28 protein-coding genes and 1 CRISPR repeat array (1 of these 29 only partly in view) are annotated in these 21911 nt (G+C 51.9%); of the genes, 11 read left to right on the top strand and 17 right to left on the bottom strand.

Features of this window, described 5'->3' with window-relative positions:
• Positions 1-83 precede the first annotated feature (83 nt).
• The gene (locus GAH_RS04130) at positions 84-1028 is read left to right on the top strand and encodes a transcriptional regulator (RefSeq protein WP_048094854.1); all 945 of its coding nucleotides are present in this window, start codon (positions 84-86) and stop codon (positions 1026-1028) included.
• On the opposite strand, the gene GAH_RS04125 is transcribed toward GAH_RS04130, so the two are convergent.
• The 7 genes from GAH_RS04125 to GAH_RS04100 are packed head-to-tail and all read right to left on the bottom strand — an operon-like array spanning position 943 to position 5057.
• Complete coding sequence (locus GAH_RS04125) at positions 943-1836, bottom strand: hypothetical protein (RefSeq protein WP_048094853.1); 894 nt, start codon at positions 1834-1836, stop codon at positions 943-945. The two genes, GAH_RS04130 and GAH_RS04125, sit on opposite strands and share 86 nt — an antisense overlap.
• The gene (locus tag GAH_RS04120; RefSeq protein ID WP_156967388.1) at positions 1837-2592 is read right to left on the bottom strand and encodes a hypothetical protein; all 756 of its coding nucleotides are present in this window, start codon (positions 2590-2592) and stop codon (positions 1837-1839) included.
• A complete protein-coding gene (locus tag GAH_RS04115) occupies positions 2592-3041 on the bottom strand; it encodes a DUF6884 domain-containing protein (RefSeq protein WP_048094850.1) in 450 nt (149 codons plus the stop codon). Before GAH_RS04115 ends, GAH_RS04120 begins: the two co-directional genes overlap by 1 nt.
• Complete coding sequence (locus tag GAH_RS10320; RefSeq protein WP_169745338.1) at positions 3038-3496, bottom strand: N-glycosylase/DNA lyase; 459 nt, start codon at positions 3494-3496, stop codon at positions 3038-3040. The genes GAH_RS04115 and GAH_RS10320 overlap by 4 nt, the downstream gene beginning before the upstream one ends.
• Before the next feature lie 12 nt (positions 3497-3508).
• Positions 3509-3841 carry a hypothetical protein gene (locus tag GAH_RS10315; RefSeq protein WP_052747753.1) on the bottom strand — a complete coding sequence of 111 codons (333 nt, stop codon included), beginning with the start codon at positions 3839-3841 and terminating at the stop codon, positions 3509-3511.
• A 38-nt stretch (positions 3842-3879) separates the two neighbouring features.
• Positions 3880-4434, bottom strand: coding sequence for a DUF4352 domain-containing protein (locus GAH_RS04105; RefSeq protein WP_048094848.1), 555 nt, complete (start codon positions 4432-4434; stop codon positions 3880-3882).
• Positions 4435-4457: 23 nt separating this feature from the next.
• Positions 4458-5057 (bottom strand): hypothetical protein, encoded by a 600-nt coding sequence (locus tag GAH_RS04100; RefSeq protein WP_048094847.1) that lies wholly within the window; start codon positions 5055-5057, stop codon positions 4458-4460.
• A gap of 55 nt (positions 5058-5112) precedes the next feature.
• Between GAH_RS04100 and GAH_RS04095 the strand changes: the two genes are divergently transcribed.
• The gene (locus tag GAH_RS04095) at positions 5113-5901 is read left to right on the top strand and encodes an HFX_2341 family transcriptional regulator domain-containing protein (RefSeq protein WP_048094846.1); all 789 of its coding nucleotides are present in this window, start codon (positions 5113-5115) and stop codon (positions 5899-5901) included.
• Between the two features lie 13 nt (positions 5902-5914).
• Here the strand turns inward: GAH_RS04095 and GAH_RS04090 are convergent, their stop codons facing one another.
• Positions 5915-6937 (bottom strand): (Fe-S)-binding protein, encoded by a 1023-nt coding sequence (locus tag GAH_RS04090; protein ID WP_048094845.1) that lies wholly within the window; start codon positions 6935-6937, stop codon positions 5915-5917.
• A 158-nt stretch (positions 6938-7095) separates the two neighbouring features.
• Between GAH_RS04090 and thsB the strand changes: the two genes are divergently transcribed.
• Positions 7096-8742 carry a thermosome subunit beta gene (gene thsB, locus GAH_RS04085; RefSeq protein WP_048094844.1) on the top strand — a complete coding sequence of 549 codons (1647 nt, stop codon included), beginning with the start codon at positions 7096-7098 and terminating at the stop codon, positions 8740-8742.
• 3 nt (positions 8743-8745) lie between these two features.
• Here the strand turns inward: thsB and GAH_RS04080 are convergent, their stop codons facing one another.
• Genes GAH_RS04080 through GAH_RS04070 form a run of 3 tightly spaced genes read right to left on the bottom strand, consistent with a single transcriptional unit; the run spans position 8746 to position 11115 of the window.
• Positions 8746-9636 (bottom strand): LLM class oxidoreductase, encoded by an 891-nt coding sequence (locus GAH_RS04080; RefSeq protein WP_156967387.1) that lies wholly within the window; start codon positions 9634-9636, stop codon positions 8746-8748.
• On the bottom strand, positions 9605-10117 hold the full coding sequence (locus GAH_RS04075; RefSeq protein ID WP_048094839.1) for a hypothetical protein: 513 nt from the start codon (positions 10115-10117) through the stop codon (positions 9605-9607). Before GAH_RS04075 ends, GAH_RS04080 begins: the two co-directional genes overlap by 32 nt.
• A complete protein-coding gene (locus GAH_RS04070) occupies positions 10114-11115 on the bottom strand; it encodes a rod shape-determining protein (protein ID WP_048094838.1) in 1002 nt (333 codons plus the stop codon). Before GAH_RS04070 ends, GAH_RS04075 begins: the two co-directional genes overlap by 4 nt.
• 108 nt (positions 11116-11223) lie before the next feature.
• Here GAH_RS04070 and GAH_RS04065 point away from each other — a divergent pair, with 108 nt between their 5' ends.
• Together GAH_RS04065 and GAH_RS04060 are read left to right on the top strand one after the other, a co-directional pair.
• Complete coding sequence (locus GAH_RS04065; RefSeq protein WP_048094836.1) at positions 11224-12561, top strand: multiheme c-type cytochrome; 1338 nt, start codon at positions 11224-11226, stop codon at positions 12559-12561.
• Positions 12562-12633: 72 nt separating this feature from the next.
• Complete coding sequence (locus GAH_RS04060; protein WP_048094835.1) at positions 12634-12858, top strand: hypothetical protein; 225 nt, start codon at positions 12634-12636, stop codon at positions 12856-12858.
• Here the strand turns inward: GAH_RS04060 and GAH_RS04055 are convergent, their stop codons facing one another.
• On the bottom strand, positions 12859-13839 hold the full coding sequence (locus tag GAH_RS04055) for an isocitrate/isopropylmalate family dehydrogenase (protein WP_048094834.1): 981 nt from the start codon (positions 13837-13839) through the stop codon (positions 12859-12861).
• Complete coding sequence (locus GAH_RS04050) at positions 13836-14324, bottom strand: 3-isopropylmalate dehydratase small subunit (protein ID WP_048094833.1); 489 nt, start codon at positions 14322-14324, stop codon at positions 13836-13838. Before GAH_RS04050 ends, GAH_RS04055 begins: the two co-directional genes overlap by 4 nt.
• Before the next feature lie 84 nt (positions 14325-14408).
• On the opposite strand from GAH_RS04050, the gene GAH_RS04045 reads away from it, so the two are divergent.
• Genes GAH_RS04045 through GAH_RS04020 form a run of 6 tightly spaced genes read left to right on the top strand, consistent with a single transcriptional unit; the run spans position 14409 to position 17574 of the window.
• Positions 14409-15275, top strand: coding sequence for an MBL fold metallo-hydrolase (locus GAH_RS04045; protein ID WP_052747752.1), 867 nt, complete (start codon positions 14409-14411; stop codon positions 15273-15275).
• Between the two features lie 20 nt (positions 15276-15295).
• Positions 15296-15841, top strand: a complete 546-nt coding sequence (locus GAH_RS04040) for an XTP/dITP diphosphatase (RefSeq protein WP_048096732.1) — start codon at positions 15296-15298, stop codon at positions 15839-15841.
• A gap of 36 nt (positions 15842-15877) precedes the next feature.
• Positions 15878-16336, top strand: coding sequence for a 30S ribosomal protein S15 (locus tag GAH_RS04035; RefSeq protein ID WP_048096730.1), 459 nt, complete (start codon positions 15878-15880; stop codon positions 16334-16336).
• Positions 16336-16716, top strand: coding sequence for a DUF1284 domain-containing protein (locus tag GAH_RS04030; RefSeq protein WP_048094831.1), 381 nt, complete (start codon positions 16336-16338; stop codon positions 16714-16716). Before GAH_RS04035 ends, GAH_RS04030 begins: the two co-directional genes overlap by 1 nt.
• A complete protein-coding gene (locus tag GAH_RS04025; RefSeq protein WP_048094830.1) occupies positions 16694-17125 on the top strand; it encodes a DUF371 domain-containing protein in 432 nt (143 codons plus the stop codon). The genes GAH_RS04030 and GAH_RS04025 overlap by 23 nt, the downstream gene beginning before the upstream one ends.
• A gap of 35 nt (positions 17126-17160) precedes the next feature.
• Positions 17161-17574: a hypothetical protein gene (locus GAH_RS04020; protein WP_048094828.1), complete on the top strand. Its 414-nt coding sequence runs from the start codon at positions 17161-17163 to the stop codon at positions 17572-17574.
• A 38-nt stretch (positions 17575-17612) separates the two neighbouring features.
• Here GAH_RS04020 and GAH_RS04015 read toward each other — a convergent pair whose 3' ends face one another.
• The 4 genes from GAH_RS04015 to GAH_RS04000 all read right to left on the bottom strand — a co-directional run bounded on the left by GAH_RS04015 (position 17613) and on the right by GAH_RS04000 (position 21070).
• Complete coding sequence (locus tag GAH_RS04015) at positions 17613-18473, bottom strand: coiled-coil protein (protein WP_052747751.1); 861 nt, start codon at positions 18471-18473, stop codon at positions 17613-17615.
• A gap of 169 nt (positions 18474-18642) precedes the next feature.
• A complete protein-coding gene (glyA, locus tag GAH_RS04010; RefSeq protein WP_048094826.1) occupies positions 18643-19908 on the bottom strand; it encodes a serine hydroxymethyltransferase in 1266 nt (421 codons plus the stop codon).
• Between the two features lie 69 nt (positions 19909-19977).
• Positions 19978-20745, bottom strand: a complete 768-nt coding sequence (locus tag GAH_RS04005; protein ID WP_156967386.1) for a DUF1648 domain-containing protein — start codon at positions 20743-20745, stop codon at positions 19978-19980.
• Positions 20729-21070, bottom strand: a complete 342-nt coding sequence (locus GAH_RS04000; protein WP_048094824.1) for a PadR family transcriptional regulator — start codon at positions 21068-21070, stop codon at positions 20729-20731. The genes GAH_RS04005 and GAH_RS04000 overlap by 17 nt, the downstream gene beginning before the upstream one ends.
• Positions 21071-21236: 166 nt before the next feature.
• A CRISPR array of direct repeats spans positions 21237-21911; the repeat unit is 30 nt; unit sequence CTTTCAATCCTATTTTAGTCTGATTTTAAC; it runs 28 nt beyond the window's last position.

Below are 21911 nucleotides of genomic sequence, written 5' to 3'. Positions count from 1 at the left end.
CGAGTTGAAATTACTATTTTCCCCACTTTTTGCCCATAAACCGCAAAAGATTATATACTCTCCTGTAGGAGATATTCTCTGAGATGCAGGGACTGCTGATAACCAACGTCATCAAGATTCTGGACAAGGCCGGGTATGTCGTGACGGACTTAGCGGAGACCAAGCCGAGGTGCTTTGATGTTGTTGCGAGGAAAGGAGAGACCGTGCTATTCCTCAAGGTGCTCTACAACATAGACTCCTTCAAGCCAGAGATGGCGAGGGAGATGAAGATAATCGCCAAGACTCTCAAGGCGAGCCCGATGGTTGTCGGAGAGAGGTACAAGATGGACTACCTCGACAGGGGAGTGGTCTACACGAGGTACGGCATCCCCGTGATAAACACCGCCACGTTCTACGACATGATCGTCGAGGGAGAGATGCCCCTGATCTACTCCGCTCCGGGCGGGTATTACGTGAGGCTCGACAACGAGAAGATAAAGAGGGCGAGGGAGAGCCTCGGAATCTCCGCCGGTGAGCTGGCCAAGATGCTCGGTGTGTCGAGGAGGACCGTGATGCTCTACGAGGAGGGCGTGGACACCAACGTCGAGAACGCGATAAAGCTCGAGGAGATTCTCGGGGAGTGTGTGGTGAAGGAGATTGACGTTCTGAACTTCGTCAGCGACGAGGAGGTTGAGGAAGCGGAGAACGTGAGGTACGGGGAGAAGGAGAGCGAGATTATCTCCCAGCTCCAGTACATTGGGGTTGACGTCATCCCCGTGAAGCACGCACCCTTCGACGTGATCTCCAAGCCAGACGAGGCTCCGGTTCTCACGGGAATAAAGCAGGTGAGGGAGATAGAGAAGAGGGTCGACCTGATGGGAAGGATAAGCAGGATAATCTCCACCATGGCTGCTTACATAGTCGAGAGGAAGGTCAAGGTTCAGAACGACAGCGTCGTCATAGTCATGAAGGACGAGCTGAGCTGCGTTTCAAATCCGAAGGACTTCTACAATCTGCTGGAGGAGAAGAGGGACAATCAGGCTGAGTAGCAAGATAATTTGATTTGGATTTCGTTTTAAACCTGTAGAGATTGGATTCCTGCGTAATAGACATCACTTTTGCGGTATTCACAACAACATCTCCCACATCGCCCTTTTTAGTAAAAACAAGAACGTCGTCGAATTTCGACCTCTCGCCATCCTCCCTGAAATAAACGCTCGACGAGGCGTAGTGTTTCACCGATGGCAGCAGCTTCTCAAGATTCTTCCACGCTGCAAGCCAAGTAAACTTCGAATCTGTGAAGTGTGGATGATGCAGCACAACATCAGGTTCAAAGCTCTCAGCTAAGCTCAAAAACCGTTCAATGGTCTCCCTTCTCCAGCCCTTAGCAGCAGCCTTCGCCCTTGGATTGAAGATTGTCAAATCGTGACATCCAAGAACCATAACCTTATCGCTAAGCTCCATAAAATGCGACTCCAAACTTGTCCTGATTAACCCCCTCTCCTGACCTACTGTAGGATAGCTTTTTCCGGTAAAGTGCCAATCCCCGTCGTAAACACCAACGAGTTCAACGTGCGGTTTCCTTAAACTCGAGCTGCTATACGAATCCACTCCAACGGTTATACAGTTTGCATCAATTTCAATCCCTCTAAGGAGCTCTTCAGCTCGCCTCTTCGCTTCCTCTACCGCTTCGCTGAAGCTGTTGAACTTCCAAGGAATGTTGATGAAGCCACCGGGAGTCATAAAATAATCGCAATTAATGTCCAGCTCCGAAACGTTCTCAAGCACACTCCAAGCGTCTTCTAAGCTTCTGCTGAAGTTCCCTTTTATGAAAAGTCTGCAGATTTTGGTTTTCATTCAGAATTCCACCTCACTTTCTGTATGTTCGATAAAGAAATTTGATAAGATTTTACTCACCACTTCTGCTTTATCCCCATATCCTCGCTCGATTAAAACTTCACGCTGCTTTTTCAAGTAGTTTACGACGACTTTATCGCTTAAATACCTAAACAATCCCGTTCCCCAGAAGATTGATCCGTCCGAGTTTCTGTAAAAGTCCCAGAATTCAAGTCTGGAATCTTTGGGGATTTTCAATGTGTATTCCGGATAACCAACGATCCTTGTCGCCCCCTCTTCGTCGGTGTAGTGGTCTCTAATGACGAAAAATCCGAAGATCAATCTTTCACTTTCAGGTTTGTTCGGTTCCACTGTCGTGAAGATCGCGAGTTTTCCCGGAACCACATACTTTATCTTTCTTCCCGTTCCCTTTCTCGGTCCACTGTGATCCACTCCAGCCCCGAACTCAGATTTTTTGAAGATCATTGTTTCGTAGCACGGAAACTCTGGGATGTCATTCCTGAAACCGTTTTCATATTGGTAACACGGATTTTCCGGTTGCGTGCACCACGGAAATCTCTTTCTGTAAATGTTCCACATTCTCCCAGCTCTCCCGCACGGTCCCTCGTAGTCCGAGTCGAGCCAGTTGCACTTGAAAGCAAGATTTCTGTCTTCGACAAACACTCTTGGCGAGGCAGGAAACGAGGGTTTCACAGTTTTCGGAGAACAAACTCTGCACCTTGTCACAAGCTTGCCGTGTTCACAGAACACGGACATCAGAGCTCCCTCCCCTCGGCTATCGCTTTCTTCATGGCAGAAATCATGGAACCCATCCCCCCAAGTCCACGAAGTGGTGTCAAGATTTTCTTCCCGGCAAAAACCCTTTTGACCACCCTAACATACTTGCTTCCAGCCACCACCACTATTTCCTCGTATTTCATCAGTCCTTTTTCCTCAGCCTGCTTCCTCAACTCTTCCACACTTACTGGATTGGTTTTCGGGTCGTTAAACGTCACGTTGTAGTTTTCCGGAATTATTTCATCGGGGAATAGAAATCCGTATTTAGCTGAAAGTATGACGTACGAGTTTGGATAGAATTTTTCAGCGTATTCAATGCATGTTTTCGCGAATGAGCCAATATAAACATCCTTAGCTTTTGTCGGACCTGCATCAGGTTTTACATCCCAGATTTTGAAACTCCCGCACGGAACGATGCAAAGTCTCACACTACCACCTCCGCAAGCTTTTCTCCAACCTCTTTCAGACCGAGTCTCGAAAAATACTCCACAATCTCGTGTTTTTCCAAAACCCCAATCTGCCAGATTAGAGAGTCGAGGTGTATCATGTTCACATCCACACTTTTCCTGAGTTCTGCCAAAACATGGCTCCAGAATTTTCTGACTTCGCCGTCGCCATCAAATGTCACTCCAATCCTCTTTGTGAACTCTCTCACCCTGTAGTCTACAGGAATCGAGATTTTCTCGAAACTGAATTTGCTCTCTCCTGCCATCAAAAGCGCTATTCCAAGGCATTTCATCGCGAACGTGATGGTTTTCGCTTCGCCGTCCTGCCTCATTGTCCCTGCAAGCCCATGCCATATCTGGACGAAGTTCTCCGAAACTTCATTGGGAGTGGATGTCCAAAGCCATCTTGCAAGGTTACTTGACAGAAACCTGTCCAATCTCCTCAATTTCTAGTCTGGAAGCCTCTCCCTTGAATAAAACACACTCAAGATGTTTTTCAGTTCTTCTGGCGTTTCTGGCACCGGTTTGTTCTCAAGAAGCTCCTTGATCTTCGGCCAGTATGCAATCTCGGCTTTCCCCTTTAGCTGATAATCGTTTAGGCCCAGCATAACCATTAACGTCGCAAACTTTCCAAAGCCATATCTTTCGAGGAATGTGTGTATGTGTTTCCACTCCGGCTCCTCTTTGACTATTCTGTTCCAGACTTCGAGCGGGATTTTGGAAAGGATGTGGGAAATCCTTGAAGCTTGAATTTCATTTTTGGTTAAATTCGGCCAGACCATATCTCAAAACCTCCAATATAATTCTCAAATTCACAAATTTAAATTTTGATAAAACACACTGGCTCGAACATATATTCGTAGGCTATCAGAACATCTTTACCCTTTGGAACAAGGAAGGTTATCCACCCCTCCGTTTCGCCTCCCGGCATTAAGTCAACATCCTTGAACTCAGGAAAGTCATTGGGCAGAATTACGAAGCTCGGTGAAAATCCAACCCCGTCTACGTAAGCTTTAAAGCTGTAAGCCGAGACGAACTGGGAAACCCTGCCAGAAGCGTACTTGAACCTCACCTTCACGAGTAGGTACTCGTAACCATCCTCTGGATCTGGATTGAACATGTTGCCTCTCTTAATAACCTCGTAAGCTTCTTCTCCCCTCACGTAATCCAAAATCGTAACTTCAAACGTTCCTGCAAGAGTTTTGACGACGACTGTTTCTTTTATAGACGCTGGATTTCCATAACTACCCTTCGGCTCCTTTGTGGGGGTCGTTACGCTCTTCTGCACCTCCGCCGGTTTTGTGGAAACTTCCGACGCGCAACCAGCCATTATAACTCCAACCAAAACCAAAAAGACAAGTGCACGGCCCATCATTTCCACACCCCTCCCTATTAAGCTTACCAGCAGCCATAGGAGTTGTTGATCTTCCTTCTTAGCTCGAGACCAAAAGGGTGGACGGTGTATGGTTTTGTTTCCGTCTGCGTTTTACTCTCCTTTCTCCTCCCAAATATTTTCGATCCAAGACCTTTAACCCAGCCAACACAGATTCTCAGATCTGTAAGATATACCCAGACCATTTTTCCATCCATCCTGAGGAAAATTGAGTTTTCGAATCTCTTCTTTTCCGGATCCCATATTTCACATATCTCTTCCAACAGAGATTCGTCAGGTTCAAAACAGGAGATCTTCCAAGTCTTGCCATCAAAAAGAGGTTTACCCACCAATATTTCACCACTCGAGTCAGAAGAGCTTGCTCTCTTCCATCTAACGTAAAAACCGACGTCTTTCAGAAAAACCACGCAGTACTCGGCATTGCCACATATGAATCTTCCATTCCTATACTTCCTTGTAGTCGCATCCCACTGTGAAAGCGCGAGTCTATGAACCTTCAGATATTCATCGAACGTGGATCCAAGTATCCCGTTGCTGGCGAAGTATGTAGACAGTTCCAGTTCCACTTGCCTTTTCAAATCCCTACTTTCAATTTGAGCAATCATAGCTGTAGAGTGTATGTCGAAAAATTTTTACTTTGTTATGATAACAAAGATAACAATGAGAACAATAGAAGTTGTCCACATCATACCCCTTGGATTCGAGAGGAGTGTCGTCACAGAGCCGATCAAAGTATTAGGTGGTGTGAGAGCGCACGTAATAACTATTGGAAAGGAACATGCAGAGAAATACGATCTGTATGAGATACAGTCTTTTTTCGAGGCTGCGGTCACACATGATCTGAAGAAAATGGGGCTGGAAGTTGTCATTAGCTATGCTGACCTCTTTGACTTTAGAGAGGCGCTCAGAGAAATTTCAAAAGCCGTAAGAAAAGAAAAGGAGAGGGGTAGTAAAGTCTACATAAACCTATCATCTCATGGAAGACTTGTTTCAATTGCATCGGCGCTTGTGGGGTGGTATCACGGAGTGAGGATGTATTACGTTATGGCCGACAGGTATGCAGAAAACGAAGAAGAGATAAAGAAGTACGGGAGGAGTGTGTGTCAAAAGGCGAGGGTGTTGGAAGTCCCAAGAGTAGAGATGGTAAGATTAAGTGAAGAGGAGAGGTTTGCAATTTCCCAACTGTATTTGAGTGAAAGAAAATACATGAAGCTCGAAGAGCTCGCAAAAGAGTTCTGTAAGCGATTCCCACAGGACTACAGGTGCGAGTACAAGAAGGAAGAAGTAATGACGCGTGAAAGCAGGCAGAGAGTTCTCACGAAATTGCACAGGAGAGTGGTATCTAAGCTCGCGTCAAGAGGACTCATAACTCATGAGAAAATCGGCAGAAATGTTATCTTGAGGCTAACAGAAGACGGAGAAACTCTGGCATTACTCGATGGATGTTAAAGAAAGTCACAACCTAAAACATCATAAACGGCTCCTCCCCTATCGCCATCTTGCAGAGCTCGCTGACCATTATCGGCGTCAGGCCCATCTCCCTGACCTTCTTTCCGAGGGTCAGGTAGCACATCGGGCAGTTGAAGGCGACGTGGCTCGCTCCTGAATCTGCCATATCCCTCAGATTTCTCTCCTGCAGCCTTCTCGCGGTCTCAAGGTCCCCCTTGAACTCGAATGACGCGCCGCAGCAGAGGGCGTTTCTTCGGTCGTACTCCCTCTCCACCCTCTCAACGCCGATCAGCTCGAAAATCCTGTCCAGAGTTCTGTCAGTTTCCGGCGAGAGCCTGTTGCTGCACGGCCTCTGGTACGCGACCTTTATACCAAGCTCCTCAACACCATCCTCGAGCTCTTTAAGCCGGGAATAGAGGTGGTCGAAGAGGTGCACCGCTTTAAACGGCACCTCGATTCCGTAGGCCTCTGCAAATGAGGTGTAGAAGCCGTAGCACTCGTCGTGGTACATCACCACCTCATCAACCCCGAGCTTCCTGAAGTTCTCGATCGTCTTAGCTGCCCTCTCCTTTATCACCGAGATCATGCCGTAGTGCAGGTAGATCAGGTTGCAGAACAGGTGCCTGCCCCTCACGACATCATACCCCTCAAAGAGCCTCCCGGTTATCGCGTCCCTTAGCTGAGGGAACAGGCAGATGTGCACAACTTTATTTCCAACCTCCCTCGGCCTGAACTCTCCGTCAGCACGGTAGCGTTCAAGCAGGTGGGAGAGAAAAGTGTCATCAGCCACCTTCACGCCAAACCTCTCCTGCAGCTCAACGATCCTGTAGAAAGGATGGTTGCCATGCTCGCAGTACTCCTCACAGCCATAACACGTGAAGCACTCCTCGAGCACCCTGCTGTACTCACCCCTCGCAAGTTTGAGTCTCTCCTCCCTCGCACCGTCAAAATCGTAGCTCAGATAGCTGCATTCCGTCAGGCAGGAGAAGGTCTGGCAGCTGAAGCAGAGGTCGGGATTGAAGCGGAGCTCATGCATGACAGAATATCTCCGGATCCACTTAGATAACCGTTTCGGAATCTCGTCGGGGCATTTGAAGAAAGGAGTTCGACGAGCCACCTTCAGCTTACCAAAATTCTTATATAGAAGTTCCATTCCACTAATGCCAGAAATCCCCGGGAGGAGGTGGTCTGGGGATGGCGGTGCTGCAGGGCCAGCCTGTCCTGATTCTGAAGGAGGGTACCCAGAGGACAGTTGGTAGGGACGCGCAGAGGCTCAACATAATGGCTGCGAGGGTTATTGCCGAGGCTGTGAGGACGACCCTCGGGCCGAGGGGAATGGACAAGATGCTGGTTGACAGCCTTGGCGATGTTGTGATAACGAACGATGGTGTAACAATCCTCAAGGAGATGGACATCGAGCACCCGGCTGCCAAGATGGTCGTGGAGGTCGCGAAGACCCAGGAGAACGAGGTTGGAGATGGAACCACCACGGCTGTTGTAATCGCCGGAGAGCTGCTGAGAAAGGCCGAGGAGCTGCTTGACAACGAGATTCACCCGACGATAATTGCCAAGGGTTACAGGCTTGCGGCCGAGAAGGCGATGGAGGTTCTCGATGAGATTGCGATAAGCGTTGACGTCAACGATGAGGAGACTCTCAGGAAGATTGCCGCTACCGCGATAACAGGAAAGCACGCCGAGTATGCGATTGAGCACCTGAGCAAGATAGTGGTCGATGCGGTAAAGAGGGTGGCGGAGCAGGAGAATGGAACCTGGACGGTCGACATCGACAACATAAAGATCGAGAAGAGGCAGGGCGGTGGAGTAGAGGACACCGAGCTTGTCGATGGCATAGTCATCGACAAGGAGGTCGTCCATCCGGGAATGCCCAAGAAGGTGAAGAACGCCAAGATCGTGGTGCTGAAGGCCGCCCTCGAGGTCAAGGAGACTGAGACTGACGCGGAGATCAGGATCACCGACCCTGAGATGCTCCAGAAGTTCATCGAGCAGGAGGAGAAGATGATCAAGGACATGGTCGACAAGATCGCTGAGACTGGAGCCAACGTGGTCTTCTGCCAGAAGGGAATTGATGACCTGGCCCAGTACTACCTCGCCAAGGCCGGAATACTCGCGGTCAGAAGGGTCAAGCAGAGCGACATCGAGAAGATCGCAAAGGCAACAGGAGCGAGGATAATCACCGACCTGAGGGATCTGAGCAGCGAGGACCTCGGTGAGGCTGAGCTGGTCGAGGAGAAGAAGATCGGCGACGAGGAGATGGTCTTCATCAGGGGCTGCAAGAACCCGAAGGCCGTGACGATCCTCGTTAGAGGAGGGACTGAGCACATAGTCGATGAGGTCGAGAGGAGCCTGACCGACTCCCTGAAGGTTACGAAGGCTGCGATCGAGAACGGCAAGGTTGTCGCCGGCGGTGGTGCTCCGGAGATCGAGCTTGCGCTTAGGCTGAAGGAGTGGGCACCGAGCCTTGGTGGCAGGGAGCAGCTCGCTGCAGAGGCTTTCGCTGCAGCGCTGGAGGTCATACCGAGGGCTCTGGCCGAGAACGCCGGACTTGACCCGATCGACATACTGGTGGAGCTCAGGAAGGCCCACGAGGACGGCAACGTCTACGCTGGCGTCGACGTGTTCAGCGGAAAGGTCGTGGACATGAAGGAGAAGGGTGTCCTCGAGCCGCTTAGGGTCAAGAAGCAGGCCATAAGCTCTGCAACAGAAGTGGCGATAATGATCCTGAGAATCGACGACGTCATCGCCGCCAAGGGACTCGAGAAGGACAAGGACAAGGGCGGAGAGGACTTCGACAGCGACTCCTCAAGCTCGGATGACGAATAACCCCTAAATTCTTTTCTTTAACTCTTTCAAAAGATCTGCAAGCTTTCTGTGGAAATTCTCGTCCCTGAAGAACGGATCCCCGAGAACCACGTGGTCGCAGACTTTTAAGAGTTCTGCGATTTTATCGGCCACGGTCTGCAGGTCTCCCGAGAGCGTGAACCTGTCGAGCAGAAAGCTTTTGTACCTCATCAGCAGCCTGTAGTCCTGAACGTCGCTCAGATCCTCGCCCTTCTGCCTGCGCTCTATGAGCGACATGAGGTCTATTCTCTTCAGCTCATCGTAAACGCTCAGGTAGCCCATCTCTCTGAGGAAGCCCACGCTGCTCCCCATAACAAGTACAGCTGCAAGCAGGAGATCCTGCTCGAACTCTGAGGGCAGGATTAACGCGGGCCCGTAGGCTGCGTTGAATCTTGAAGAACTCATCCCAACCGCCCACCTGACGTGTTGCGGGGAGACGTGGTTGAGCAGCATCCCGTCTGCAACCCTTGAGAGCCTGTCAATGCTCCTCCTTCCAGTTCCGCCTCCGAGAACGGGAAACGGGAGCTTCTCCTTCAGCAGCCTTATGCACTCAAGGGCGTGTGAGATTCTCCCCCCATCCCCTGCAGCTATTCCAACGAAAACCCTGCCCTCATAGCCCAAAAGCTCCTTCAGGCTTTGAAGAGCCCTTTCACACCCTCCAGCCCTGAGAATGCCGAACCCCACGTTTAGGTTCGTGTTCTCGAGGATCAGCCTTGCCACATGGAACGGGCTCCTGAAGAAGTCCGACTCCCCCACCCATACCGTGTCCACGCGCCCCTCAACCCTCTTCGCCTTCTCGATCAGGACGTCGTCCTCAAAGTCCCCGTTTATGTTGACGCTTACCCTACCAATCCTCAACGAGCTTCCTGATGTCATCCCTCTTTATCTCCCTCTCTTCCTTTTCAATCTTCATCTTCGGCCTGTACCCGAGCTTGTCCCCGAACTCCTTCACGATTATCTGTGCAGCGAGCTTGGCCATTTGGTAAGCTTTCTCCGCGTCCTGAGCGGTTACCTTAACATCCTTCTTCTCCTCCAGCCTCCTGTCCGAGAAGTAGCTGCAGAATAGACAGTTGTAGGGATGCAGGGGCTGGGGCTCGGCATCTATGTCGAGCCTCGCGTAAGTTTCCAGCGCACAGAACTTGCCATCGCTGTACCTGCACGCCTTGGCCTTCTCCACGCCCTTCTTTCTCGCGAAGTTGACGAACTCTATGACCTCCTTCGGGATGTCTCTCTTCCTCTTGAAGAAGTACCACTCGAGCAGCTGGACTATGAACTCCGATGGGGAGATGTCGAGCTCCTCACACTTCCTCAGCAGGGCTCTCTCTATGTCTGCGGGGAGGTCAACTCCGACCCTCATCTCTTCTTCTTACCCTTCCTGCCTTCCGGCTTCTCCTCCCTGACATCCTCTGTCTTTTCCTCTTTACTCTCCTCCCCGGCAAACAGCTTTGCGAGCCTGTAAAAACCCCTCGCATTTGCAGTTACAGGATCGTCAGGCACCTTTATCTCGCCTATGTCCTTGAAGTGCTCCCTGAACTCCTCGTAAACTCCCGGCAGCCTTGCACCGCCACCGCTCAGAATTATGTTCTCCACAAGCGAGACTGACAGGCCCTCGAGGAGCAGGTTCACCCTCGTGACTATCCTCTCTACCCACGACCTCATCATCTCGTTGTAGTCTTCCATGACGTCCTCCCTTTTCACCGAGACTCTCTTTCCTCCCCTCACCCTGCCGACCTCGAAGCCCTCCTCTGCGAGAAGCTTCGTCATCTCCTCGGGAGTTATCGTTATGCCGAACTTGTTCCTGATTGCCATCTCCATGCCCTCGTAGATCTTGTCAACCCCCACAAGAAGTGTGTCTCCCTTCAGGTACTCCATGTCCGCGAGCACAACCACGTCAGTCGTTCCAAAGCCTATGTCTATGCACACACCTGTGTTGACGCCCATGTAGGCCATGGAGCCAACCGGCTGGGGGAGGAGGAGGACATCGCAGTTCAGCGCCTGCTTCAGCTCACTAACCAGCTCTGCCCTCTCCTTCTTGGAGCTCTTCACCGGCAGGCCGGTGGCCACGAACTTCTCACCCTCTGCGTTCAGAAGGCTGAGCGCATGCTTCGCGAGCTCGATGTATGAGTTGTGCATCAGCCTGCCCTCATGCAGTGGCCTCAGCACCTCAACGTTCTCCATGTTCTGCGCCATGTATGCTGCCTCATCGCCGACGTAAACCTCCCTCTCCTCCGACCCCTTGAGGCTCCACTCCTTCTCCTCACCGTAAACAACAAGACTGGGGAAAATCGTGACCTTCTCACCATCAGCCGTGGCCTTTGTGTAATTCGTACCGATGTCGAGACCGATGTACCTCATGAACCTACCATTCCAAATTATTCGTTAAAAATGTTTGCATGACCCCGAAGATCTTAGGGTTAATCATTAATTATTACAGACCCGTGAGAAGATTTAGGGTGAATTGCCATGAGACGAGCGGTTTTGCTGGTGCTCCTGCTCGCGGCCCTGACCTCGCTCGCAAGCGCGAGCGAGTGCATAGACTGCCACAAACAGGTTACACCGGGCATAGTCGACCAGTGGCTCTCTGGAAACATGAGCAAACACATAGGGTGTGAAGCCTGTCATGGTGTTGGGCACAGAAGCTCGGACGACTGGCAGAACGCCAAGATGCCAACCCCGGACACGTGCAAGGCCTGCCATCCGAAGCAGTACGAGCAGTACGCAAGCGGAAAGCACTACTATGCCTGGATTGCGATGAAGGCGATGCCGGCCATACAGCACATCCCAACCCCACTGAAGGATCTCGAGGGCTTCAAGGGCTGCAGCGGGTGCCACAAGATTGGAGTCATACAGGACAAGGACGAGGCCTACAGGTACGGCTCTGCGGCCTGCGACTCCTGCCACACGAGGCACAAATTCAGCAAGGAGGAGGCGAGGAAGCCTGAGGCATGTCTGCCGTGCCACATGGGCTTCGACCACCCGCAGTACGAGATGTGGTCAACAAGCAAGCACGGAGTCATTTACAGCATTGAGGGAGACACAGGCAGGGCACCAAAGTGCCAGACCTGCCACATGGCCAACGGAAATCACAGCGTCATGACCGCGTGGGGCTTCCTCGCCCTGAGGGTTCCCGAGGATGACGATGAGTGGTGGAAGGACAGGGTGACGATACTGCAGGCCCTCGGAGTGCTGGACGAGAACGGAAATCCGACAGAGAGGTTCGAGGTCGTTAAGGCAGGCAAGGTCGCGAGGCTGAGCAAGGAGGAGTGGCAGGCTGAGAGGGAGAAGATGATCGAGATCTGCAGCCAGTGCCACTCAGAAAACTTCGCCAGAGAGCAGCTTGAGGCGGGAGACAAGATGATCAGAGAGGCCGACAGGGTGTTTGCAGAGGCCATAAGGACTGTCAAAGAGTTGTACGACCTCGGAATACTCGAGAAGCCGGAAGGGTGGAAGTATGCCCCGGACCTGCTTCAGTTCTATGAAGTCAAGACACCAATAGAGGAGGAGCTCTACCTGATGTTCCTCGAGTACAGGATGAGGACGTTTCAGGGAGCGTTCCACATGAACCCGGACTACAGCCACTGGTACGGATGGGCACCGATGAAGGCAGCTCTGGTGAAAATAAAGTACGAGGCGGAGAAGCTGAAGGCTGAAAAGCTCGGAGAAGAGGGAAGCAAGGCTACGCCGACACCCACAGCTGAAAAGACCGAGAAGCAGAGCGAGTCAGCGCCGGGGTTCGGATTGCTCGCCGGTCTTATTGCAATATCTGCTGCGGTCGTTACATGGAGGGCGAGAAGGAGATAACCCCCATTTTCTTATTTTTCTTTTTACGGCACAAAACCCGAACTTTTAAATTTTAGACGCCCAACTACGACCATGTTCGATAGGAAGACGAGGATGATGCTCATAATGGGCGTGCTCAACGACTGTTTTGGAGACATAAGGACGACGATAACGAACCTCTCCGACTTCGTGGGCTCTCACCCGGACTTTGAGGAGATAGACGAGCTCGAGCTGAGGGAGATACTGAACATGGCTATGGAGCTCGAGAGGAAGATACTCGATGCGATGGACAAGGCCAAAAAAGAGATATACGGCTGATCAGAGAAGCTTTGCTATCTCTTCTGCCATCTCCATTGTTTTGAGGCTTCCCCCCAGATCGGGAGTCGTCCTGCCCTCGGCTATGACTTTCTCCACAGCCCTCTCCACCCTCTCAGCCTCGCTTAGGTAGCCGAAGTGCCTGAGCATCATGCATGCGGTGAGGATCATTGCCGTCGGGTTGGCTATGCCCTTCCCCGCGATGTCGAAGGCTGCTCCATGCACCGGCTCGAAGATAGCATGCCTCTCTCCAATGTTTGCCGACGGGGCCAGACCGAGTCCGCCAACCACCCCCGCTGCGAGGTCTGAAACGATGTCGCCGAACATGTTGGTCGTGACGATCACGTCGAACATCTGGGGCCTCATGGCCATGTACATGCACGCCGCGTCAATGTAGTAGTCGTTCGCCTCAATCCCCTCATACTCCCCAGCAACCTCGTAGAACACTTGCTTGAACAGCCCGCAGGTCTTCTTCATCACGTTTGCCTTGTGCAGGGCCGTCACCCTCTTCCTCCCCTCCCGCTTCGCAAGCTCGAAGGCATACCTCACAATCCTCTCGCTCGCCTCCCTCGTTATTACCCTCACAGCTTCAGTTACACCATCAGCGACCTCAAACTCAAGGCCCTTGTAGAGGCACTCGGTGTTCTCCCTCACGATGACCATGTTCACGTCGCTGTGGATGGACTCGACACCCCTGAACGTCCTCGCTGGCCTTATGTTGGCGAACGTGTTCAGCTCCTGCCTCAGCCTGACTATCACGTCCGCAGCGGTTTCGCCAGCCGCACCGAAGAGCACTGCATCGCTCTTCCTGACCTCCTCAAGCGTTTCGTCAGGCAGGGGTTTTCCGTACTTTTTCTCAGCCTCATCCCCCGCCTCAAGCCAGACATACTCGAACGGCATCTCAAGCCTCTCAAGGATGAGCATCGCCGCGTCCATGACCTCCTTCCCTATGCCGTCCCCCGGAATCACGGCCACTCTCTTCATCTCGACTCACCGTAGAGCTTCTTCGCGTAGCTAACGAGCCCGCCGCTGTCGAGGATCTCCTTCAGGAAATCCGGCAGGGGGGTGAAAGCATATTCCTCACCCTTCGTCCTGTTGATTATGACGTTCCTCTCGTAGTCTATCTCCAGCTCATCCCCCTCCTCAATTCTGTCCGCTTCTCTGCACTCAATCGCCCTGAGGCCGATGTTTATGGCGTTCCTGAAGAATATCCTCGCGTAGCTCTTCGCGATGACCGCCTCAATCCTGCAGGCCTTCAGAGCTATTGGCGCGTGCTCCCTGCTCGAGCCACAGCCAAAGTTCTCCCCCGCGACGACGAAGTCACCTTCCTTAACCTTCTCGGCAAATTCGGGCCTGACGTTCTCAAATACGTGCTTCGCAAGCTCCTCGGGATCGTTTATGACCAGATACTTTCCCTGGATGATAACGTCAGTGTCAATGTCGTCTCCAAACTTCCAAGCTCTGCCCATGCTGTATTGTGGCAGTGGGGAAGTTATAAAGTTTCCCGATGGCTCAGGAAAGCTTTTTATCCTTCCGGCTTTTTAAAAACCAGCATGAAAATTAATGAGGTTTTTGACAACGTGTACTGCGTGGACGTCATGGTCGCCGGGGAGGAGAGGGTCATCTCGTCATACATCCTCGACTTTGAGAGGAAGGCCGTCATCGAGCCCGGCCCCCAGAGTTCCATAGGGAACGTGATCGAGGCTCTCGAGGAGATTGGGGTGAGAGAGTTAGATTACGTCTTCGTGACCCACGTTCACCTCGACCACGGTGGTGGGGCCGGAGGGCTCGCGAACAGATACGGTGCTAAGGTGGTCTGCCACGAGAGGGGCAGAAAGCACATCATCAACCCTGAGAAGCTGTGGAAGGCCTCGCTCGAGTTCAGCCCGAAGTCCAAGGTCTACGGGAAGCCGGAGAGCGTTGAAGAGGGGAGGGTTGTGGTCGGGAAGGATGGAGATGTTTTTAGCCTCGGAGACGTTGAAATAGAGGTGATGGAAACTCCCGGTCACGCGCCCCACCACCTGAGCTTCTTCCTGCGTGACTTCAGGATGCTGTTTCCCGGAGATTCTGCCGGGATGTGCATTGACGGCGTTGTTATCCCCACCACGCCCCCACCCTTCGACCTCGAGCTGTGGAGGGAGTCTGTGAGGAAGATGATGTCCGCAGACCCCCAGTACATAGCCTACACCCACTTCGGGATGTACGATGCCGACAGGCTGCTCGAAAGCGTTCTTGAGACACTCGAGAGGTGGGTAGATCTCGCAGAGAGTGCCGGGAGCTTCGATGAATTCGTGAGTGCTGTTGAGAATGGGGACGAGCGGTTCAGGAGGTTCATGGAGCTGTACAGCCACTCCGAGATAATGAGGGAGTGGGCGATCCACGGCTTCAGGGGCATCTACGAGGCGGTGAGAAATAAATAGCGAGGCATTCATGGATGGGCATGAAGGTCAGGTTCATAACGTCCAACAGGGGGAAGTTCGAGGAGCTTAAAGAGATCGGGAGGGGCTTTGGCGTCGACATCGAGTGGGTAGAGATGGAGTACCTCGAGCCACAGGGAAGCGATCTCGAGTTCGTTGCGAGGAAAAGCGCTGAGATGCTCTCAGGAGCCGTAGAGCCGCCATTCTTCATCGAGGACAGCGGTCTCTTCATAGACGCGCTTCATGGGTTCCCCGGAGTCTACTCATCCTTCGTGTTCAAGACCATAGGCAACGACGGTATTCTGAAACTCATGGAGGGAGTTGAGGATAGGAGAGCCAGATTCGTCTGCGTCATCGCGTTCAGCGATGGAGAGCAAGTCAGAACGTTCACGGGCGAGGTTGAGGGACAGATAGCGAGAGAAAAGAGGGGAGAGCATGGATTTGGCTACGATCCGATCTTCGAGGTCGACGGTAGGACGTTTGCCGAGATGGGGGAGAAGAAAAACGAGCTGAGTCACCGCAGGAGGGCGGCGGAAAAGTTTTTCAGCTGGCTGGCAAAAAATTTTTAACCGAGCCTTAGTCGTTGAGGGCAGGGGTTGATAAAAATGGCAAGGATTCACGCAAGAAGGAGAGGTAAGTCAGGATCAAAGAGGGTTTACAGGGACGCTCCTCCAGAATGGGTAGACATGAAGCCGGAGGAGGTTGAAAAGCTCGTCCTGAAGCTCTACAACGAGGGATACGAGCCAAGCATGATCGGAATGATCCTCAGGGACACCTACGGAATCCCGTCGGTCAAGCAGGTCACGGGTAAGAAGGTCGTCCAGATTCTGAAGGAGAACGGGGCGGAGATGAAGCTGCCGGAGGACATAAAGTCCCTCATAAGGAAGGCCATCAACCTCAGGAAGCACCTCGAGGTGCACAGGAAGGATCTGCACAACAAAAGGGGGCTGCAGCTCATCGAGGCAAAGATACACAGGCTCGCGAGCTACTACAAGGAGAAGGGCGTGCTCCCCAAGGACTGGAAGTACGACCCGGTTAAGCTCGAGATAGAGCTGTTCAGGTAATGTCCCGGCTGAGAGGCCACCACCTGATCTGCCTAAATTTTTTTAAGGGTGAGGGCTACAGCGAGGATTTTGTCGAGAACCTGCGCAGGGTCGTTTCCGATAGCGAGATAGAGGTCGTTTTTGGAGCAGATGATGTTTGTGAGAGATGTCCGTACCTGAAGGACGGCGTGTGCTCCTACTCTGAAAGCGCTGAGGAAGAGGTCACCGAACTGGATCAGATGGCGTACAGGCTCCTCAGCACTTACCCCGGGCAGAGAACCACGTGGCATGAGGTTAAGGAGAAGCTCCCGGAGATCATGAGAACATGGAAGGAGTTCGCCTGCAGTGAGTGTGACTGGAAGACCGTGTGCGAGGAGCATGAGGAGTGGAAGAAGTACTGATGAGATTATTGCTTACGGGCACGAGAACATAACCGCGAGGCATAGAACGACCCTCGAGGTAACGAAGGATAAAGAGGTTACGCCGAGGGGCGACTGCATAATCGGAGTGAGGGCGAGCAAGTCCGTCAGAGACCTGAACGACGAGGTGAAGGAGGGCATTCTGGCAGGGAAGGAGATGACGATAGAGCTCGAGCTTCCCGACTACGGGATGAAAACGTCCTTCCAAGCGTTCGGGAGTGAGAAGCTCACTCTCAGCCATGAGAGCGACGTGGTTGTGAGGAAGAGCACGTACACCTGCAGCAGAACCCTCGCGATAAGGTCGGAGCTATCAGCCTCGGACTTGGACAGGGAGTTTGTCGAGCTGCTGAGGGACAGAAAGACAGTCCTGATAATGAGGATTCTCGTCTAAAAAAATTTATATTTTTGTCATCAGAAAGTAAAACGATGATTTCGGGGAGCGAAGTTCTCAGGAGAGTTTATATCAGCCTCGCCATCTCGTTCATCTTCGGCCTCATCCTCTACTTCATGCTGACCGGCCTGTACAGCATAGCAACGACGATGAAGACCTTTCTCAGCATATCCTACATCCTCCTTGTCTTCGCCGTGACGTTTGTCACAGCCTCGGTGATAATAGAGCACAGGAGCATGTCTGAAAGCGGGAGGCCGTACTACCTGATAGGCGGCTTTGTTGTTGCGAGCATCGTGACCTTCCTTTTCGTATGCGCATCCAACGGGGTGATGATGGCCGTGAAAAGCGGCCTTCCGCCCGTTGAGGAGTTCCTGCTGTACATCTCCGTGCTGTCTGCCGTGGCTTTCACGATTCTGAAGCTCATAGAGAACTCAATGAAGAGGTACTGAGAGAAGGCTGCCGAAAAGAGGCTGAGGCAAAATAAAAATTAAATCAAACCTGCCCTCTGAAGCAGCAGAATATCTTCCGTCTCGAGCTTCTCGCCCTTCTTGAACATCTCGTAGATCTCCCTTGCCCTCCTCATCAGCTCTTCCTTCTCCCTCTGCTCCCTGCTCTTGCTCTGCTTTGCCTTCAGAGCCTTGATGACCTTGTCGAGATCCTTTATGTCCTTCCTCGCCTTGATGATCTCCGCGTGATACCTGTCCGCCTCCTTCCTCGTCTCGACGAACTTCTGGTGCATCTCGTCTGCCTGCTTCCTCACCTCGTCAACCTGCTTGAGGATCTCCACGATCTCCGCGTGCACCTTGTCCGCCTCGTCCTGATACTTCTTCAGTTCCTCGGTGAGAACCCTTACCTCCTCCTTGAGCTTCTTGATCTCCGCTATCAGCCTCTTGAACTCCTCGTGCTTCTCAAGCTGCTGCTTCCTCTCCTCGAGCTCCTTCTTGAGCTTGGCTATCCTCTCGACCAGAGCCCTCTCCTTCTCTATGGTCAGGACGGCGGTCTGCTGCTTGAACTCGAGCCTCCTGATCTCCTTCTCGATCTCTCCCAGCGGCCTTCCACCCCTGTCTATGTTTCTCCTGAGCTTGTCGAGCTCCTTGTAAAGCGCGTCCACCTTCTTGTGCAGTTCCTTCCTCTGGTTCCTGATCTCCCTCGCCTTGGCGTTAAGCTCGTCCCTCGTCTTCTTCATCTCCCTTACCTTGGCCAGAAGCTCCTTGGCCTTGGCGTTAAGCTCGTTCCTCTTTTCGGCGTACTTTCTGGACTCCTCGTTGAGTTCATCCCTCTTCTTGATAAAATCCTTGAGATCCCTTTCGAGCTGTTCCTTCCGCTCCACCAACTTTTCCAGCATCATGGTCTCACAACAGCAAGCTTTGTGGTTGCTTAAACGCAGAAAGCTGACGGGAATTTAAACTTTATGCTGTCCAGTTCTGAAATATGAATATAAAGGTTTCGGGATTTTGCCTGATCCAGCAAAGGAACGATTTCGGAGAAAAATAGTGACAGATGTTGGAGGTTCGGGTTTAGCAGAGGTCTGGGAACTCGTAGGCGGGGTGCTCCTCGAAAGTGTACTTGATCGTGCTGAACTCCGACTTCAGCTCTCTAACTCTCTCCCTCGCTTTTTCAGCGGAGATCCGGTCGGTCATGACTCCGTGGATTATCCCCGCTATCTCCTCCATCTCCCCCTCCTTCATCCCGAGCCTCGTGAGCTCCTGAACACCCATTCTTATGCCCGAGGGGTTTGCGGTGTCCTTCAGGGTGTCCCAGGGCAGGAGGTTCTTGTTGAGCACTATCCCGGCGCTCTCAAGCTTCTCCGCAACCTTCGCACCGCCGCCGAACTCCCTGACGTCGGCCGCAACCTGATGGGACTCCGTAAACCCTCTGTTCTCACCCACCACATTCACACCGAGCTCGCTCAGCCTTTCTGCAAGCCTCTTGGCGTTTCTGACGACCTGATCAGCATAATCCTCGCCAAAGAGCTTCATCTCAATGGCCGAGATCGCATAGCCGGCGAGGGTGTTGAGGTGGTGGTTGCTCACAACTCCCGGGAAGACCGCTCTGTCGATGTCGTCTGCCAGCTCGCCTGTGGACAGTATCACAGCCCTCTGGGGCCCGAAGAAGGTCTTGTGGGTCGAGCCCGTCATCACATCCGCTCCTTCCCTCATTGGCTGCTGGAATTTCCTGCCGGCTATCAGCCCAAGCACGTGGCTTGCATCGTACACCACCCTCGCCCCTATTTCGTTCGCAATCTCGCTGATCTCCTCCACCGGCTGCGGAAAGAGGATCAGGCTCGATCCGAGGATGAACAGCCTTGGCTTTTCCTTCATGGCCAGCTTTCTCGTCTCATCTATGTCAATCTCGAACGCCTCGTTGTCGAATGGGTAGTAGCTGACCCTCAGGCCCCTTATGCCTGCGGAAGAAACAGTATCGTGGCTTATGTGCCCTCCGCATGGGACTGAGAGGGCCATCACCCTGTCTCCCGGTTTTGTTAATGCAAAGAATGCGGCGGTGTTTGCAACAACCCCGCTTATGGGCTGAACGTTGGCGTGCTCAGCTTCAAAAAGCTCCTTTGTGAGGGAGATTGCTATGCTCTCAATTTCATCAATAAAAGTGCAGCCCTGATAGTACCTCTCACCCACCTTACCCTCGGCATACCTGTGACCGAGGTCGGAAACATAACACCTCCTGACGAACTTGCTGGTTATGTTCTCGCTGGCAATCATGGGCAGGGAGTCAGCGTAAAACCTGTGATGCCTGCCTATTATTTCGAAGATCTGACCGTAATCCATGGTCATCAGGTGTTGCAAATACTTTTTAAATTTTTGCGCGGTGCGAGGATGTGCCCTGAAGGCACGAGATCAGCCGGAGCTTCTTGAGAGCCACACCACAACCAGCAGGACGAAGACAAGTCCAGAAAATGCCGTCACGAGCACGGCCTTTCCAGAAACGAGCCCAAGGTTGTAGATGAGGGTGACCGTGAACACTGCAGCAAGAAGCATCTGCATTGCCAAGAAGGCCACCTGAGGCCTATCCACCGGAAGTCTGAGTATCAGCGGCTCCCTCGCCGAGAATGCTGTCAGAACCACCATCGCAAGCATCATGGCGGTGGGAATCACCAGAATCCCGACGACCTTGCCTGCAAACCCGTCTGGCGTTCCATCCATGGCAAAGTGAATCGCGACAACATCCGGAAGGGAGTTCCAGGAGAGGGCCGCGATGAGCAGATATGCGAGCAGCGGGATAGCCTGAAGCAGGACTGGCTTCCTCACACTTCCTGCAGTGAAGGGCTTCATTTCCCTTGGAGGCGAGGACATGTCCTCCATCTCGTACGTCTTCTTGGCTATCCGGTAGCTGACGTACACCAGGGGAAACAAGGAGAGAAAATAGACGACGATGAAAACGTGGATAGGGGGGTTGAGCAGTAGGACAGCAAGCAGCATGACCGCTCCGACGAGCACGCTGTAAACACCGGCAAACGTGTTGGCTTTCCTCCACGCCTCCCTCGAGAGGTAGGTGTATCCCATTCTCACTCCCACGTATGGGTTCGGCCTGTCCCTCACAAGCAGCGTGACTATCCCCATAAAAACCAGCAGCGGAGAAAGGAACATCTCAATCCCCACCCTCACCACCTCCGAGAACCCTCAAAATTGACCGCACATCAGACTCAAGCTCAGTCAGAACCTCCCTGCCAAGGTCCGTGAGCCTGTAGCACTTTCTCGGCCTGTTATCCATCACCCAGAACCCCTCCACCAGACCGAGCTTCTCCAAGCTTTTGAGCATGTCGTACATCGCCCCCTCGCTCGGAGCAAACCCCATCTCCTCGAGCCGCTTTCTGATAAAGTACCCATGCATCTCCCCGTCCCTCAGCATGGAAAGGATCAGGTAGGAGTATATACCAGACCTTATGGCCTTCCTGAGCTTCTTCAGTGCTTTGCTCTTCTTGTCGAACATACCTCTTACTTAGAGGTATCGGAGTTCGAGGTATATAAAAGTGATGGTTACGTTAGAGATAAGTGCTGGAGATTTAGAGGGGCGATTGTTTTTCGAGAGATATGATGAAAAGAACGGTGAAGGGGTTCAATTTTGCCCGGCAGTCCAGTCTAATATGCGTGACCATCTTCCAATTCTATTTTAGTTTGATTTTAACCTGTGGACATGTACGTGAACTTCGTCGCAACAGATATACTTTCAATCCTATTTTAGTCTGATTTTAACTTTCAAGCATTCTTCCGAGTTTGCCATACTGAATATCTTTCAATCCTATTTTAGTCTGATTTTAACGTATGAATTGATATGCCGCACCACCAAAATCAATTATCTTTCAATCCTATTTTAGTCTGATTTTAACTGTAGCGTATGTTTCTACTAGTAGGTTATCTGTTAGGCTTTCAATCCTATTTTAGTCTGATTTTAACTTCTCCACGGCAAGTATGGAGGAGATTGAAAAACTCGCTTTCAATCCTATTTTAGTCTGATTTTAACATGCTAAAATTATTAAAAATGCTGTTTTAAATAATAGCTTTCAATCCTATTTTAGTCTGATTTTAACTTCAGCAGAAGACTAGCACTACTGGTTCCAGATTGGTACCTTTCAATCCTATTTTAGTCTGATTTTAACACATTCAGGAGAGTGAGTTCTGCTCTGGAGGAATCGCTTTCAATCCTATTTTAGTCTGATTTTAACGTCATATGAGGGTGCCCCTTTACGTGTCCTATTACTCCTTTCAATCCTATTTTAGTCTGATTTTAACGCCCTCGTCCGGTATCCCGAAGTACTTCACCCTGACCTTCT

This window comes from Geoglobus ahangari (assembly GCF_001006045.1).
In the GTDB taxonomy this organism is placed as follows: Archaea; Halobacteriota; Archaeoglobi; order Archaeoglobales; family Archaeoglobaceae; genus Geoglobus; species Geoglobus ahangari.
Note: the sequence above shows the minus strand (reverse complement) of the source record. Positions and strands in the feature narration are given on the sequence as shown.

Bases quoted from the DNA above. Each gene is read 5' to 3' on its own strand.
- GAH_RS04020 (WP_048094828.1), top strand. From the start codon at position 17,161: ATGATTTCGGGGAGCGAAGTTCTCAGGAGAGTTTATATCAGCCTCGCC.
- GAH_RS04015 (WP_052747751.1), bottom strand. From the start codon at position 18,473: ATGATGCTGGAAAAGTTGGTGGAGCGGAAGGAACAGCTCGAAAGGGAT.
- GAH_RS04130 (WP_048094854.1), top strand. From the start codon at position 84: ATGCAGGGACTGCTGATAACCAACGTCATCAAGATTCTGGACAAGGCC.
- GAH_RS04030 (WP_048094831.1), top strand. From the start codon at position 16,336: ATGTCCCGGCTGAGAGGCCACCACCTGATCTGCCTAAATTTTTTTAAG.
- GAH_RS04045 (WP_052747752.1), top strand. From the start codon at position 14,409: ATGAAAATTAATGAGGTTTTTGACAACGTGTACTGCGTGGACGTCATG.
- GAH_RS04125 (WP_048094853.1), bottom strand. From the start codon at position 1,836: ATGAAAACCAAAATCTGCAGACTTTTCATAAAAGGGAACTTCAGCAGA.
- GAH_RS10315 (WP_052747753.1), bottom strand. From the start codon at position 3,841: ATGGTCTGGCCGAATTTAACCAAAAATGAAATTCAAGCTTCAAGGATT.
- GAH_RS04080 (WP_156967387.1), bottom strand. From the start codon at position 9,636: ATGACATCAGGAAGCTCGTTGAGGATTGGTAGGGTAAGCGTCAACATA.
- glyA (WP_048094826.1), bottom strand. From the start codon at position 19,908: ATGGATTACGGTCAGATCTTCGAAATAATAGGCAGGCATCACAGGTTT.
- thsB (WP_048094844.1), top strand. From the start codon at position 7,096: ATGGCGGTGCTGCAGGGCCAGCCTGTCCTGATTCTGAAGGAGGGTACC.
- GAH_RS04100 (WP_048094847.1), bottom strand. From the start codon at position 5,057: ATGATTGCTCAAATTGAAAGTAGGGATTTGAAAAGGCAAGTGGAACTG.
- GAH_RS04090 (WP_048094845.1), bottom strand. From the start codon at position 6,937: ATGCATGAGCTCCGCTTCAATCCCGACCTCTGCTTCAGCTGCCAGACC.
- GAH_RS04040 (WP_048096732.1), top strand. From the start codon at position 15,296: ATGAAGGTCAGGTTCATAACGTCCAACAGGGGGAAGTTCGAGGAGCTT.
- GAH_RS04120 (WP_156967388.1), bottom strand. From the start codon at position 2,592: ATGTCCGTGTTCTGTGAACACGGCAAGCTTGTGACAAGGTGCAGAGTT.
- GAH_RS04065 (WP_048094836.1), top strand. From the start codon at position 11,224: ATGAGACGAGCGGTTTTGCTGGTGCTCCTGCTCGCGGCCCTGACCTCG.
- GAH_RS04075 (WP_048094839.1), bottom strand. From the start codon at position 10,117: ATGAGGGTCGGAGTTGACCTCCCCGCAGACATAGAGAGAGCCCTGCTG.
- GAH_RS04035 (WP_048096730.1), top strand. From the start codon at position 15,878: ATGGCAAGGATTCACGCAAGAAGGAGAGGTAAGTCAGGATCAAAGAGG.
- GAH_RS04060 (WP_048094835.1), top strand. From the start codon at position 12,634: ATGTTCGATAGGAAGACGAGGATGATGCTCATAATGGGCGTGCTCAAC.
- GAH_RS04105 (WP_048094848.1), bottom strand. From the start codon at position 4,434: ATGATGGGCCGTGCACTTGTCTTTTTGGTTTTGGTTGGAGTTATAATG.
- GAH_RS04070 (WP_048094838.1), bottom strand. From the start codon at position 11,115: ATGAGGTACATCGGTCTCGACATCGGTACGAATTACACAAAGGCCACG.
- GAH_RS04000 (WP_048094824.1), bottom strand. From the start codon at position 21,070: ATGTTCGACAAGAAGAGCAAAGCACTGAAGAAGCTCAGGAAGGCCATA.
- GAH_RS04025 (WP_048094830.1), top strand. From the start codon at position 16,694: ATGAGGAGTGGAAGAAGTACTGATGAGATTATTGCTTACGGGCACGAG.
- GAH_RS04050 (WP_048094833.1), bottom strand. From the start codon at position 14,324: ATGGGCAGAGCTTGGAAGTTTGGAGACGACATTGACACTGACGTTATC.
- GAH_RS04055 (WP_048094834.1), bottom strand. From the start codon at position 13,839: ATGAAGAGAGTGGCCGTGATTCCGGGGGACGGCATAGGGAAGGAGGTC.
- GAH_RS04095 (WP_048094846.1), top strand. From the start codon at position 5,113: ATGAGAACAATAGAAGTTGTCCACATCATACCCCTTGGATTCGAGAGG.